The organism is Pseudoalteromonas espejiana DSM 9414 (genome assembly GCF_002221525.1).
GTDB lineage: Bacteria > Pseudomonadota > Gammaproteobacteria > Enterobacterales > Alteromonadaceae > Pseudoalteromonas > Pseudoalteromonas espejiana.
The window spans coordinates 2,664,925-2,679,700 of sequence record NZ_CP011028.1; the positions used below are offsets into that span (position 1 = coordinate 2,664,925).

The following is a 14,776-nucleotide window of genomic DNA, read 5'->3' on the forward strand; positions in this document are numbered from 1 at the left end:
ATGAGCTTTTCACTTTTTTACCAGCGACCTATTCATAGCACTTTATATCTTTTGCTGAGCATTTTTTTTACTGAAAAGTTAGTGCGCTATATTTTATTTAAATTTCATAGCTATTTTAATCAGCACAAAGTGAATGTAATTGAAGCCTTTTTGATGCCTTTTATTACACTAATTAGTTCTCTTTTTATCAATATTAGAGACCATAAAATTAACTTTGAATTAGTGCTTTACGATTACTACCCTCATTTGCGTTTACCTTATCGTACTTTTATTTATTCAAATATTTTGCGCTTTATTATTCAAAGTGTTTTTTTGCTGTTTTTTAAATATAAACCTAAAAAAAGCTCAGTAAGAAAACGCCTTTCAGAGCAATTTTACAACTCTGTTAGCTACTCGTTAAGGCAACTACGCTGGTTTGATTTAAAATTAGGCCGATTATTAAAGCGTTTACTCTCTAAAAATAATAATAAAACTAAAAAAAGCGCGTTTAAAACAATGGCAGATGCCAAGATATGGCAAAACAAGCTAGTAAAATATGTTGTTGTTGCCTTTATTTTATTTTTGCTCGCTATATTTATAACTATTCCCTTTAGCTTGGAAGCCCAGGCTGTATTTATTAGCTTTATTTTAATTGTTGCCTATGGTCTAAAGCGCGTTAAAGGTCAGATGGCGACCATAGTTATGATCACTTTATCGGTGACCACATCGTCACGGTATTTATGGTGGCGCTACACCGAAACACTTAATTGGGACGACCCTTTAGCACTTACTTTGGGTGCAGGTTTATTACTTGCTGAAACGTACGCATGGCTGGTGCTTATATTGGGCTTTTTTCAGACCATAAATCCACTTGAGCGAAAACCAATACCACTGCCTGAAAATACTGACTTATGGCCTACGGTTGATGTTTACATTCCTACTTATAATGAACCGTTAAGTGTTGTGCAGCCAACAACACTGGCAGCTATGAGCATTGATTGGCCAGCTGATAAACTAAATGTGTATATTTTGGATGACGGCAAACGCCCTGAATTTAAAGAGTTTGCACAGCAGGTTGGCGTTGGGTATTTAACACGTCCAGATAATAACCATGCTAAAGCCGGTAATATGAATAGCGCTATGCGTTACACCGATGGCGACTACATCGCTATTTTTGACTGTGACCACGTACCTGCTCGCTCATTTTTACAAATGACCATGGGCCAGTTTTTAAAAGACAGCAAAGTGTGTTTAGTTCAAACACCGCATCACTTTTTCTCAGCCGATCCCTTTGAACGTAACTTAAACAACCACAGCCAAATACCTAACGAAAACATGCTTTTTTATGGGCTGATACAAGATGGTAACGACATGTGGGATGCCACCTTCTTTTGTGGCTCGTGTGCGGTTCTTAAACGAGAAGCGCTGGACAGTATTGGTGGCTTTGCATTTGAAACTGTAACCGAAGATGCTCATACAGCTTTGCGTATGCAGCGTGCAGGTTACAAAACAGCTTACATAAATATACCTCAAGCAGCAGGCCTTGCTACCGACAGCCTATCGGCTCATATTGGCCAACGTATTCGCTGGGCCCGTGGTATGGCGCAAATATTTAGGCTCGATAACCCAATCCTCGGCAAAGGGCTCGATGTTGCGCAGCGACTTTGTTATTTAAATGCCATGCTGCATTTTTTATCTGGTATTCCACGTATTGTATTTTTAACCGCTCCTTTGGCGCTTATTTACTTTAACGCCTATATAATTTATGCCCCATTTTTAGCCATTTTTATTTACGTGGTACCTACTCTTATACAAATAAAAGCAACCAACTCACGGATACAAGGTAAATATCGTTACTCTTTTTGGGGCGAGGTTTATGAGTCAGTTCTTGCTTGGTATATATTAAAGCCAACTACCGTTGCACTAATTAACCCTAACAAAGGTAAGTTTAACGTAACCGAAAAGGGTGGCTTAAATGATAAAGAGCACTATGACTGGGGGATTTCTAAACCCTACCTTGTGCTTTTACTTATCAATTTAATTGGCATGCTCATTGGTGTATTACGCCTAGGCTTTGGTGACCCAACCCAAGTAGGCGTATTACTAATTAGTATGGGATGGGCAATTTACAATATTATAATTTTAGGTGCTGCGGTTGCGGTAGCCGCCGAGGCAAGACAAGTAAGGCAATCTCATAGAATAAAGGCCAATTTCCCCGCAGGCGTGCGCTTAGCTAATGGCCATACATTAAAAGTTAGAATCACTGATTATTCTGATAACGGGGTTGGTATTGAAACTGAGCATGCTCATTTATGTCGCGTAAACGATAAAATAGAGCTGTTAATGAGCCGCGGAAATAAACAATTTTCGTTTACCACCTATGTATGTAATACCCGAAAAAAACAAATTGGCTTAACCTTAAAAGATCTTTCTTTAGATAAGCAAAAAGCATTTATACAATGTACTTTTTCGAGAGCCGATGCGTGGCTTGATTGGCAAAACAACTTTCGCCATGACCGCCCCTCTTACAGCTTTAAAGAAGTACAAAAAACCAGTTTGAGAGGATTTAGCAATTTATTGTTTCATGCTCCAAAACCATTACAGCCTTTTGTAAAGTTAATGACAAAAATCGCTGTATATGTAAATACTTTCACCCCTAAAAAACCAATAGTGCATAATAATTATGATTAAAAATTTGCTTAATACATTTCTAATACTGTTTATAACATGCAGTGCATACAAAGCATGTGCTATTGAGCCTATGCACGATAAATCTATGTTTATTAATGGCTACCCCGAAAGCGCTCAAGTTTCTAGCTTAAGGCTAGATTTTGAAGCGTTAGGTTTTAACGGCTATAAGTTAGATGGCATAAACAATAATTCTCGTGTTGATTTTACTAACCGAATTGATAAATTAAGTACAGATTTACAGCTTAATTTTTCGTATACAAATTCGCCGTCATTAATTGCTAACGTATCGCATTTGAAAGTATATTTTAATGAGAATTTAGTGACTGTTTTACCCATAAACGAGCAGCTTAGCATTGTAAAAAACACCGTTAAACATAGTTTAAAACTTAACGCTAAGTATATTCAAGATTATAACCAAGTACGCTTTGAGCTTGTTGGTTACTACGACTTACGCTGCCAAGACTACTTTAGCCGCTCTATTTGGACCGAAATTAATAAATCGAGCAACATTACTTTAAATCAAAAGCAACTGGCTATTGATAGCCGCTTAGAGTATTTACCAGAACCATTTTTTGATGCAAAAGATTACAGTAAATTAAGCCTTCCTTTTGTATTTGCAAAAACGCCTAATACTAAAACCATTGAAGCAGCGGCAACACTTTCTAGTTGGTTTGGTGCGCAAGCTGATTGGCGAGGTGCCGACTTCCCTGTTGTTATAAATAAAGCATTAGAGCAGCACAGTGTAGTATTTATTACTAACGACTCAAAACCCGACTTTTTAAAAGACTACCCGGATGTTGAAAAACCGACAGTAGAGATTATTTCAAGCCCTGTTCACCGATACAGTAAAATGCTACTTATTTTAGGCCGCGATGAAGAGGACTTAAAAACAGCGGTAACGGGTCTTGCGTTTGGTCACAAAGTCATGACCGGACGAAGCGCAAGTATTGAAGCAATTAATCAACTTCCACTTCGTAAAGCTTATGATGCTCCGCGCTGGTTACGTGCCGACAGACCAGTCCATTTTGATGAGCTAACCGACTTTGATACACAGCTTCAAGCGCAAGGGTTAAACAATGGCCCAGTAAAATTAAATATACGTTTTGCTCCGGACTTATTCACATGGCGTGAAAAAGGCATCCCTATAACTCTGCAGTACCGTAGTACACCTGAAAGTGAAGCGTTAGACTCGCGTTTAAACATGCTAATAAACCAAAAGTTTATTAGTGGTTACTTACTAGATAACGACGAATCTACACTTAATACAACAAAAACCTTATTGCCACTTATTGCAAATACTGACACCACCCAAAATGCCGAAAACTTTTCGCTAAATGGTATTAACTTAGCAACCCGTAACGAGCTAAATTTTGATTTTAGATTTGGTGTGCTGAAAAAAGGAGAATGTGCAATTGCCCCTCCTGGTGGTGAGTTTGGTGTTATTGACGGTAATTCAAATATTGATGTGAGTGGGTTTGATCACTACATTGCCCTACCTGATTTAAACGTATTTGCAAATAGTGGTTTCCCGTACACTAAATATGCCGATTTACAACAAACGTTAGTGCTTGTAGATCAACAGCCTTCTGCAAAATCGTTAACTTTATTATTTAACCTAACAGGTCACTTTGGCGCAATAACCGGTTACCCAACTCATAGAATGAGTGTTGCACATTTAAATCAAGATGCTGACTTAGATGATAAAGATATAATCGTTATTGCAAAACCAAGCAGTGTTGCAGATGAATTAGAACAGGATGCGCAAACAAACATGCTACTTAGTAATAATCAGCGCGCTATTAAACAAGCCATATACAATGGGGCTTACGATGAGCAAACAACAGAACAGATTCAAGTAAGCGTTAAAAGCAGTGGTGATATGGCAGTCATTACAGCGTATCAGTCACCTTTTGACTCTGAGCGCTCTATTGTGTCGCTTAATGCAACTTCTGAAAAAGCATTCGCACTACTCGACAATGCGCTTATGGATTCACAATTACTAACGCAGCTAAAAGGCAGCGCCGCGGTTATAAATTCGCAAGGCGTTAAAACAATTAAAACAGATGAGCAATACTTTGTAGGCCACATTCCTGTGCATACTTTAGTGTGGTTTCATTTATCTGATCACCCGTTTATTTTAGCCTTACTGTCTGTATTAACGCTGTTACTAATTTCATTTATATTATGGCGCTTACTACAAGCACTTACCCATAAACGTTTAGCTGAAGGAGATAAGTAATGAGCTTATTTAACCGAGCATTATTAATTGCTGCTTTTTTTACCTTTTCCGTATCAGCGCAAACGCAGCAGTGTGAACCATGGCAAGGCTGGCAAGTATTTAAAAATCATTTTATAAGTGATGATGGCCGCGTTATTGATTTAGGTTCTAAGCAAAATATAACAACGTCAGAGGGGCAATCATATGCGCTATTTTTTGCCCTTGTTGCCAATGATAAAGCAGCCTTTGATAATATTTTAGATTGGACGCAAGAGAACCTATCTGAAGGTGATTTAAGCACCCGTTTACCAGCATGGCAATGGGGCGAAAATAGCGATAAAACCGGTGAAATTTTAGACTCCAACCCAGCGTCTGATTCAGACTTATGGATAGCTTATAGCCTTTCGCAAGCGGCTATTCTTTGGGATGAGCGTCGTTACAGTATTTTAGCCGCAGTTATGGCGCAGCGTATTATGCGCGAAGAAACCGCTTATATTTCTGGTTTAGGTTTAACTTTATTACCTGCACCTGCTGGGTTTGAATTTAAAAATGACACTTACAAATTAAACCCAAGTTACTCTCCTTTATTTATTTACCAGCAATTTAGCAAATTATACCCACACTCTCCTTGGCAACAATTACATGAGGGCTCTGCAAAACTGATTTTAGATACAGCCTACAAAGGTGTAAGCCCAGATTGGGTTATGTATAGCCCAGCCAAAGGGTTTTATTATGATAAAAAAGTGCCAGACCTTGGCAGCTTCAATGCTATTAGAGTGTACTTGTGGGCTAGCATGATGGCTGAAGACGCACCTTATAAAAAAGAGCTAACCGCCCAATTTTTGCCGTTTTTAGAAGACATTAACAAGCGCGGTTATGTGCCTTTAAATACTTATGCAACTTCAGGTAAAACACAAAAACGTGGCCCTTTAGGCTTTAATGCAGCACTTTTGCCTTTATTAGCATCGCAAGCTAATGATTCATTAGTTATGGCTATTCAACAAAAATTGATGGTAGATAAATCATTTACCCAAACACGCTACTACGACAGTGTGCTAAACCTATTTGGTAATAGCGCGCTTAATAAGCGTTTTTCAATAACAGCAGACGGGACGCTACGACCAGCATGGAGCACTGAATGCCGTTAAGGTTTGCCCTAGCTTGTACATTGGCCCTTAGCTCAGGGTTAAGTGCCAATACAATCAATGATATTGATACACAGTCTGTTGATTGGCTATTAAGCCAAATAAATATTGGCGAAGCACAGCAAAATAAAAAGCTTATTGAAGACAGCTTAGAAAAACTGTTGGCGATTGCCCCTTCCAGAATAGAAACACAGTGTGCATTAGCGCGATACGACTTTGCTGATAAACAATACAGCAAGGCAAATCAGCTACTTAATAAAATAAATACAGGGGGGTCAATACAACATCCCTGTGTAGCTCAGCTCAGTGCACTATCAAAAGCCGAAGGTGTTGATAAAGCACGCATTCAGGAGGCTAAGTTATTAGCTCGAGCTGGTAGGTATGATCAAGCAAGAGCTATTTATAATTCATTGTTTAAAGGTGTATACCCTTCTTTGAGATACGAACTAGAACACTTAAGTTGGTACTCACAAGACGATACACAATGGCAAAGCGTAACAAAGGGTTATAAAACCTTATTAAAAGCTTATTCGAATATAGGTCAAGTAGAAGTTCCGTATGCACGGCACTTGCTGAAAAAAAGCCCTACAAATAAAAAAGCTATAGATATTTTAAGCAAATACGGAGCAAGTCCTACCTTTATTAATGAAGTCGAATTTATTTGGCTTGCAACTTTAAAAAGTATGGATCTTACTCAAAATACAGTTGAGCAGTATCAGCGCTACTTCACTGTTTATCCGTTTAGTAGTAAGGGTAAGCTACAATATGAAGACTTCCAAAGAGATTTAAAAGTAAGACAAGCCTTACTTGCTGATCCTGCATATCAGCTTTGGCGTAAGGGTGATCGCTTACTCAATGCAAAAAAATTAAAAGAAGCTGAGCCCTTGCTACTAAAGGCTTTAAAAGGTCGTCCAACCGATAAAGAAGTGATGCGCAGCTTGGGATATTTGTATCTAGCCAAAAGCGAGTATAAAAAATCGTATTACTATTTTTTTACCGCTCAAAAATACACACCTAACTTTGATGAGCGTGAAGGACTTAAAGAACTCGCAACTGTCGCGAAGTTTTGGCAGTACATGGCTGAAATGGAAGGCGCCATAGAGCAATCCGACTTTGAAACTGCACAGTTAAAACTAAAACTAGCTGAGCAATTAAATCATGACCAAGAAGCTTTTCTTTATAATAAGGGCTTATTGTTAGTTGCTCAAGGAAACTACACACAAGCAGCGGCCGCCTATCAAGGCGCACTAAAAACAAACCCTTTATATGAAAATGCTTTACTTGGCTTATTGAATATTGCGCAGCTTGATCAAAACCAAAAATCAATTAGCAATTTTTATAACTCATTAAATGCTAAGCAGCGAAATTTAATATACCCCTCTTATGCAACTGCAATTAGTAATACTCTAAGAGATAAAGCGAGTGAGTATACTAATGAGGGTGATCTAGTAAAAGCAGAAGAATTACTTAAACAGGCAATTGAACTTTCACCAGAGCAACCTTGGCTTTATTATGATTTAGCCTTTATATACCAACAAAAAGGTCTTACCCAGCAAGCACGTAGTTTGTTTAATAATGTATTGTGGCAATTCCCGCTTAACCCCCAAATAAGATATAGCCATGCTTTATTTTTACGCTCTATAAATGATTATGAAGGTGCTTTAGATACACTTAAATACATTCCTTTTAAAAACCGAGATGCCGATATTATTGCTCTAGAGCAGCAATTGTTGCTCAATGAGTCTCTTACACAAAGTCAGCAATATCTTGATTTAAAAAATAAATCTGTCGCTATTTATCACTTAAGTAACTTAGAAGCGAGAGAGCTAACACCTGAAATGCAAGCCGAGCTTTCAAATAGTTGGTACAAAATTGATGAAAAACTACACGCACTTAAATTACTTTCAAGTGCCTTGTCCGCTGACCCATTACTGTCGCCTTATTGGCATATTTTACAAGGCCAATGGTTATTAGAACAAGGTGACCAAGTTGAAATAAAAGGCTGGTTTGAGGATTACGTGTTACCTGAGAACGCCTCTGAAACAGACACATTTCAATATATTCAGTTGCAAAATAACTATCTAAACCAATTTTATACTGGTAGTGATTTGATTGCTAAACTCAATCAGCTAGATCAAAAATATAAAAATATCCCAGCAACAACTACCGCACTTATTAATGCAAACCTAGCACTAGAACAATATGAAGCAGCTGTAATTTTGTATCAGCGAAAAGTGCAAAGCAATCAAACAATCGAACCGCAAGCAATGCTCGCTATTGCAAATGCATACAAAGAACTTGGTAATGACTTTCAAGCAAAAGAAGTAACTAAGCAAGCAATAGCACAAACCACCTCACAAGAAGGTTACTTGCAGCGCCAAATAATGTCGTCACTCAATGAGTTTAATTATTCAGGCGATGCGCTTTATTTAGCAAAACAACTTATTGATAAGTCACCAAACGATCAAGAGCTTCGTTATTTGGGCGCACAGGTAGCTAGTAACTTTAATGAATCAGAGCAAGCTCAAACTTGGTATTCGCAAACACTTTCACCTGATCGAACTCTAAACGATAAAGAGCTATATGAGTCCCTTTTAAAAATAGATGAAAACGACCCTTGGTATATAAATGGTGCTAAACGCGAGCTAATAAACGAGCAAAACAAAAACCAAGCTTACATTGCCATAGGCGTAAACTTTAGCGGCCAAACTAGTACCGAAAGCGAAGCAACGCTTGGAGCCGGTTTAGTGCCAATAGAAGCATACTTTCCTCTATGGCAAGGCCAAGGTTTTATTAAAGTAGACCCTACTAGTATTAGCGCACAAACCACACGTTTTGATGAACAGTTTGCAGGCAGCCGCTACGGGCAAGGTGCACTGTGTATTTTTACCTGTGCAATCGATGAAGTCACACCAGAGGAAAGCGGTGTAGATGTAGGTATTGGCTGGCAAAATGAAAATTGGCGCGTAGATGTAGGCACTACCCCACTTGGTTTCTTAATTGAAGATATTGTATGGGGTGTAAATTATGCAGATAGTTTTGGTGACTTTGGTTATAGCCTAGAACTTGAAAAGCGCCCTGTAACAAGTTCAGTGCTTTCTTATGCGGGCCTTGAAGATATAAACACCGGTGAAGTTTGGGGGGGCGTACGTTCTACAGGCCTAACTGCTAATGTATCACATGACTTAGGCGGCAAATGGGGTTTTTGGTCAAGTGCCGACTTTACCATGTATAAAGGCCAAAACGTAAAAGATAACCAACGCTATCGTATGTTGGGTGGCACTTATTACCGTGTACTTAGCAATCAAGAACGTGAATTTACCGCTGGCGCTAGTTTATTATATTGGGCATACAAATATAATTTAAGTGAAGAAACATGGGGCCATGGTGGTTATTACAGCCCACAAAACTACGTAGGTTTATCTGTACCTCTCACTTATGATGCACGTTGGGGCGATGATTTTGTTTACCGATTAAAAACCGGTGTTTCATATTCACAAACAAAAACTCAGTCAATTGACTTTTTCCCTAATGATGAAGAGTTACAAATAGCTGCATACAATAGAGAATTAATAACAGGTGTTGACCCTGTTTTTGAAGGCGATACAAGTTCTGGTGTTTCCTATAATCTCGAAGGTAGTTTTGAGTATCGTGTAACACCACATTGGTTTTTTGGTGGTTACTTAGCTATTGACCGCTCTGATTTTTATGAGCCGAACTTTGGCCAGCTGTATATTCGTTACTACTTCAACCCTGTATACGGTACATTAGAGTTTCCAGGTACGCCGATTATACCTTACGCTGACTTTTAACGCGGTAGGCGGTGATACATCGCGAATGCTTCCCCTCGCACTAAGGTATATGTATACTTGAGCCCAATTGTAACTAGGATAAGGGTGTGTCTCTTACCTTGTGGTGTTACTACCATTTAGCAAATCATTATCTTAGCTACAAATAATATACAGAATGGTCGAGCGTTTAAGTGTTTAAAAAAACACTCAAACTGCTAAAGCAAAAAATTATAAGGCCATTACAACAATTCTTAAAGTTAGGAAGTAAATATGAGTTCAGCTCCAGATAGTGGTTGGTTTGGCCACCCTAAAGGACTTTCAACATTGTTCTTCACTGAAATGTGGGAACGAATGAGTTACTACGGCATGCGAGCGATGCTCGTATTGTTCATGACAGCAAGCTTACAAGAAGAAGGCCTTGCCTTTACCGTTGCATCAGCTGCTGCAATATATGGTTTATACACAGGTGCAGTATACTTTTTAGGTTTACCAGGTGGTTGGCTTGCCGATAGATTATTCGGTGGTCAAAAAGCTGTGTGGTATGGCGGTATAATCATTATGTGTGGCCATATTATTTTGGCTGTTCCACATGAATATTCATTTTTTATTGGTTTAATATTTGTAGCAACAGGTACTGGTTTACTTAAACCAAATATCAGCGCAATGGTAGGCCAATTATACAGTGATGCTGATGAGCGCCGCGATGGCGGTTACGCTATATACTACATGGGTATTAACTTAGGTTCTTTAATTGGTTACTACGTATGTGGTTACTTTATGGAAAACGTTGGCTGGCACTGGGCATTTGGTGCTGCAGCTGTAGGTATGGCGATTGGCTTAATCCAATATAAACGTACATTAAACAACTTACCAGAGCACAGCGCACTACCTGCTAACCCATTAAGTCCTCAAGGCACTACACGCACATGGGGTGCAATTGCTTTGTTTGTTGCTGTTGTTACTGGCGTTACAGTAGCCGCTATAACGGGTGCAATTGTTATCAACCCTTCTGTTGTAGCGGGTTATACAGCTGTTGCCTTCACAATTATTTTCTTTGTTTACTTTGGGCTTATTTACTTTAAAGGTAATTTAACCGGTGAAGAAAAACAAAGAATGTGGGCACTATTTTTAGTGTGTGTTGCCTCTGCATGTTTTTGGTCTGGCTTTGAGCAAGCGGGTTCATCACTTAACTTATTTGCCCGTGATTACACAGACCGCCTGATTGGTACCTTTGAAATTCCAACTACATGGTTCCAGTCGTTAAACTCAATATTTATTATTGTTCTTTCACCATTTTTTGCTGCGCTTTGGATTAACTTATCTAAAAAAATGATCTCGCCAACTTACAGTGTTAAATGTGCACTTGGCTTAATTATTATGGCTTCTGGCTTTTTAGTTATGTTTATGGCTGCTCACTACGCTGCTGAAGGTTTAAAGGTTGCGCCTTACTGGCTTGTTACTACTTACTTTTTACATACTGTGGGTGAGCTTTGTTTAAGCCCTGTAGCATTAAGTGCAGTAAGCAAGTTATCGCCTCGTCGCTATACAGGCCAAATGATGGGTGTGTTTGTATTAACCTACTCTATTGGTAACATTATCGCAGGCTTACTAGCTGGTAACTTCGATCCAAATAACGTTCAAGAAATCCCTAATCTTTACCTACAAATTGCTCTATTTAGCATTGGTGTTGGTATTGTTTTAGTACTTATGAGCTTTAAAGCTAAAGTATGGGAAAAACAAGGCTTAGAAGAAGCCTAATCCTAAACGTTTAAATACGCGTTATAGTATTTCCCCCATACCCTAATGGGGGAAATTTTACCAAACCCCTAGGTCGTCACGCTGTAAACTGGTATTATCTCCTGATTAATTTTTAACTAGACTCAGGGAAGCAGTACATGCGCTTGTTAACTTTATCTCGCACCACATTTTTAACTTTATGTATTCTTTTATTATCTGCCTGTGGTGGTACAGATGATCAAGTTACAACTAATCCTAATGATCCAGTCGAACCAGAGCCAAGCGAATTAACAGTATCTGCAAGTGTAGGCCTAGATGTGAGCCTTGATGAAGGCAACTTTTTACTCACAATACCTGCCAATGCAGTATCGCAAAGCACTGAAGTTACCTACGAAAAAAACGTTTTAGATGATGCTAATGCACTTCTAAATATTATCTCTGATATACATGTACTCACTCCAAACACTGCTTCTTTTAGTAATCTAATAACCATTACCATAAAAATACCAGATGATTACCAGTTAGGCGGGCAGCTCTTTATTGTTAGTCAATCAGGTGATAGCTGGGCAGTTATTGAAAACTCTTACGTTGAAGATGGCTTTGTAAGCGCCCAAGTAAACACACTTGGCACATATGCCATTATTATGCAGCGCAACGAAGCCTTTGCCGATATTGGCCCAACTTGTGATATTAATGCGACTGAGCAATCAGTAAGGTTTATTCATGTTGCCGATTTACACGCGCGATTTGGTTATGAGGAGCAATATTTTAGCCGCATAAAAGCCTACTACAACCAAGCGTTAGCGCAAACGCCGCACACCCTTTTTACCAACGGGGGGGATGACTACGAAAAAGGCACTGTTGCCGAGCAGCTATCGCAAGGCAGCGCAACTGAAGAAGCAATAAAAGCAATGCAGTTCGACTTACGTGTTGTAGGTAATCACGATTATGCTTGGGGCCCAGAAAAATTACTGAGCTACTCGCAAGATGACAGCGCCATAGTACTTGCAAGTAATACCCGCTATGAGGGCGAACAGCTACAAGACTTTGCTGCAGTAGGCTTTGCTAAAGTGCAAGTAGGTTGTGTTACCTTGGGCGTATTTGGTATGACCTCAGTACCATGGAACGAGCTAGATGAACCTATAGACGATGAGCCAATTCCTGATTTTATCAAACAGTTTAAAATGAGCTGGCAATGGCAACAAATAGCACTAAGTATAGTAAGCCAATACCAAGACGACGTTGATTATATGGTAATGCTAAGCCATTTAGGTGAAGGCTTAGATATTGATATGGCAACCGATGTTACCGGGATAGATTTAGTTTTAGGTGGACATACACACGGCGGTGAAAGTTATACTACGCTTGAGAACGGAAGCGTTGTTATTCAGCCAGATTTTTATGCAAGAGGTATTACCGACGTAACACTTACCTTTAACACACAAGATAAAACATCACCCACAATTAACTACAATACAATTGAAACCGACAGTGTGGCAGAACTCGATGAGCCAACTAAACTGGCAATTGATGAAATTATGGGTCGTTATGCCCCTGATGCAGATACTGAAATTGCTATTTCTGAAAACTACCCTAGCAATTTAGAATTAGCAGAAATAACGGCACTCGCAGCAGTACATACAAGTAATATTACCGCAGCACTACTAAACCCAGATTTAGTACAAAAACGCTGGACCCCAGGTACGCTTACACAAGAAGACTTTCACAAAGCCTATTACGTTGAGAGGCAACCTTCTAATACGCCTGGGTTTAACTCTGTATATGCAGTTACAGTATCTGGTACTAACTTAAACAGTATGTTTGCCAGCCAACCGGATTGGTTTTTACTTAAACCGGATGAAATACAAGCCGATAGTAATTACCGAGTCGCTTTATTTAAAGGCGCAGCGCTTAATCCTGAGTTATTTTTTAATGGTGTGACGTTCTCAAATGTAGAAGTCATTAGCGAAGCATGGTGGTTACTAGATCAATATGCGCGCTTTAGAACGAGCCAATGCTTATATCTAGATACCGATAATCAATTATTTTCATGTAATGAGCAAAACAACATCACAGTGTGGAATTTTGACGATGAAAATAACCCCTTAATCGCAGATTATGGTCCCTCAGTGTTAAGCTATTTTGATCCTGAAAATACTTTATGGGGACCAGATAAAACCCAATATAAAACAACAACAGCATTTTCTATTGAAGATTTAAATGATGGACCTTCTGGTGTCATGGCCTTTACTGATCATTCACCTACGCAAGGGCTATTATTAACTTTAAATACTCAAGCTAATGGTGATTACGCCGATCAAGGGATGGTGTCAGACTACACTATCATTATGGACTTATATTGGCCCATTGAAGGGAAAGATATATATCGTCCAATTATTCAAGCAAATACCACTGATTACTTAACTGATGATGCTGATATTTTTATTGACCCCTCTGGAGGCTACGGACAAGCAACTAGCGACAGTGGTTACTTTGGCTCTACCGAGCCTGAAACATGGCATCGCGTAGCATTTGTTTTTTATACCGCTCCAGTTAATGGAGCATATGAAATATATATTGATGGTGAGCTTGTAGGAGTGAAAGAAGATGGCGAAATAAATAGTCGCTGGGCACTTACTCAAGCCGCATTACTGTTTGCTGATAATAACTATGAAACAGAGCCTGGTTATTTAAATGCGCTTTTATATGCCGGACGTGCAATGACCCGAGATGAAATTAAAAGCATGGGTAACGCGCAATCAAAGCTTAGTTTTGAACCTGCGACACGTGTGTTAAGTCAAACTATTGAACGTCACTATCAAGCTGCCCCTGAGATAAAACCTAATGCATGGCTAGAGCAACGTAACAAGTTTTTTAATAGCGGCCCAGAAACTGTAAATAATTAATTACAAAACTCAACGTAAAAACTCATCACTAAAAGAGGTTTTAATTATTTAAAACCTCTTTTTTATTTATATAAAACAATATTTTAAATATAACTCGCACTATTAGCCGCAGTTAATTTTGCCTCTAGTATTTCAAACCGTAATGTAAAAAACTAACATTTTAGTAAACGTCTTATTTAATTTACAGTTAGGCTATTTACTAAATATTGCCCCCCTCTTCCCCAAATCTAAAATCTGGTTGATTATCTAGCTCAATACGACAACAACACATAATCGCAGTAGCAATATTTATTGCAGGAGTAATAAAAA

At 38.8% G+C, this 14,776-nt stretch carries 6 protein-coding genes; all 6 read left to right on the top strand.

Annotation, left to right across the window (positions count from 1 at the left end; all coding sequences use genetic code 11):
• The 6 genes from bcsA to PESP_RS12220 all read left to right on the top strand — a co-directional run bounded on the left by bcsA (position 1) and on the right by PESP_RS12220 (position 14,467).
• Positions 1–2,670 carry a UDP-forming cellulose synthase catalytic subunit gene (gene bcsA / locus PESP_RS12195; protein WP_089348250.1) on the top strand — a complete coding sequence of 890 codons (2,670 nt, stop codon included), beginning with the start codon at positions 1–3 and terminating at the stop codon, positions 2,668–2,670.
• Entirely contained in the window at positions 2,663–4,909 is a 2,247-nt protein-coding gene (gene bcsB / locus PESP_RS12200; protein WP_089348251.1) for a cellulose biosynthesis cyclic di-GMP-binding regulatory protein BcsB, read from the top strand. The genes bcsA and bcsB overlap by 8 nt, the downstream gene beginning before the upstream one ends.
• The gene (bcsZ, locus tag PESP_RS12205; protein ID WP_089348252.1) at positions 4,909–6,036 is read left to right on the top strand and encodes a cellulose synthase complex periplasmic endoglucanase BcsZ; all 1,128 of its coding nucleotides are present in this window, start codon (positions 4,909–4,911) and stop codon (positions 6,034–6,036) included. The genes bcsB and bcsZ overlap by 1 nt, the downstream gene beginning before the upstream one ends.
• The gene (locus PESP_RS12210; protein ID WP_089348253.1) at positions 6,027–9,845 is read left to right on the top strand and encodes a cellulose synthase subunit BcsC-related outer membrane protein; all 3,819 of its coding nucleotides are present in this window, start codon (positions 6,027–6,029) and stop codon (positions 9,843–9,845) included. The genes bcsZ and PESP_RS12210 overlap by 10 nt, the downstream gene beginning before the upstream one ends.
• Positions 9,846–10,094: 249 nt before the next feature.
• The gene (locus PESP_RS12215) at positions 10,095–11,582 is read left to right on the top strand and encodes a peptide MFS transporter (protein WP_089348254.1); all 1,488 of its coding nucleotides are present in this window, start codon (positions 10,095–10,097) and stop codon (positions 11,580–11,582) included.
• A 137-nt stretch (positions 11,583–11,719) separates the two neighbouring features.
• Positions 11,720–14,467 (top strand): metallophosphoesterase, encoded by a 2,748-nt coding sequence (locus PESP_RS12220; RefSeq protein ID WP_089348255.1) that lies wholly within the window; start codon positions 11,720–11,722, stop codon positions 14,465–14,467.
• The last annotated feature ends 309 nt before the right edge of the window (positions 14,468–14,776 follow it).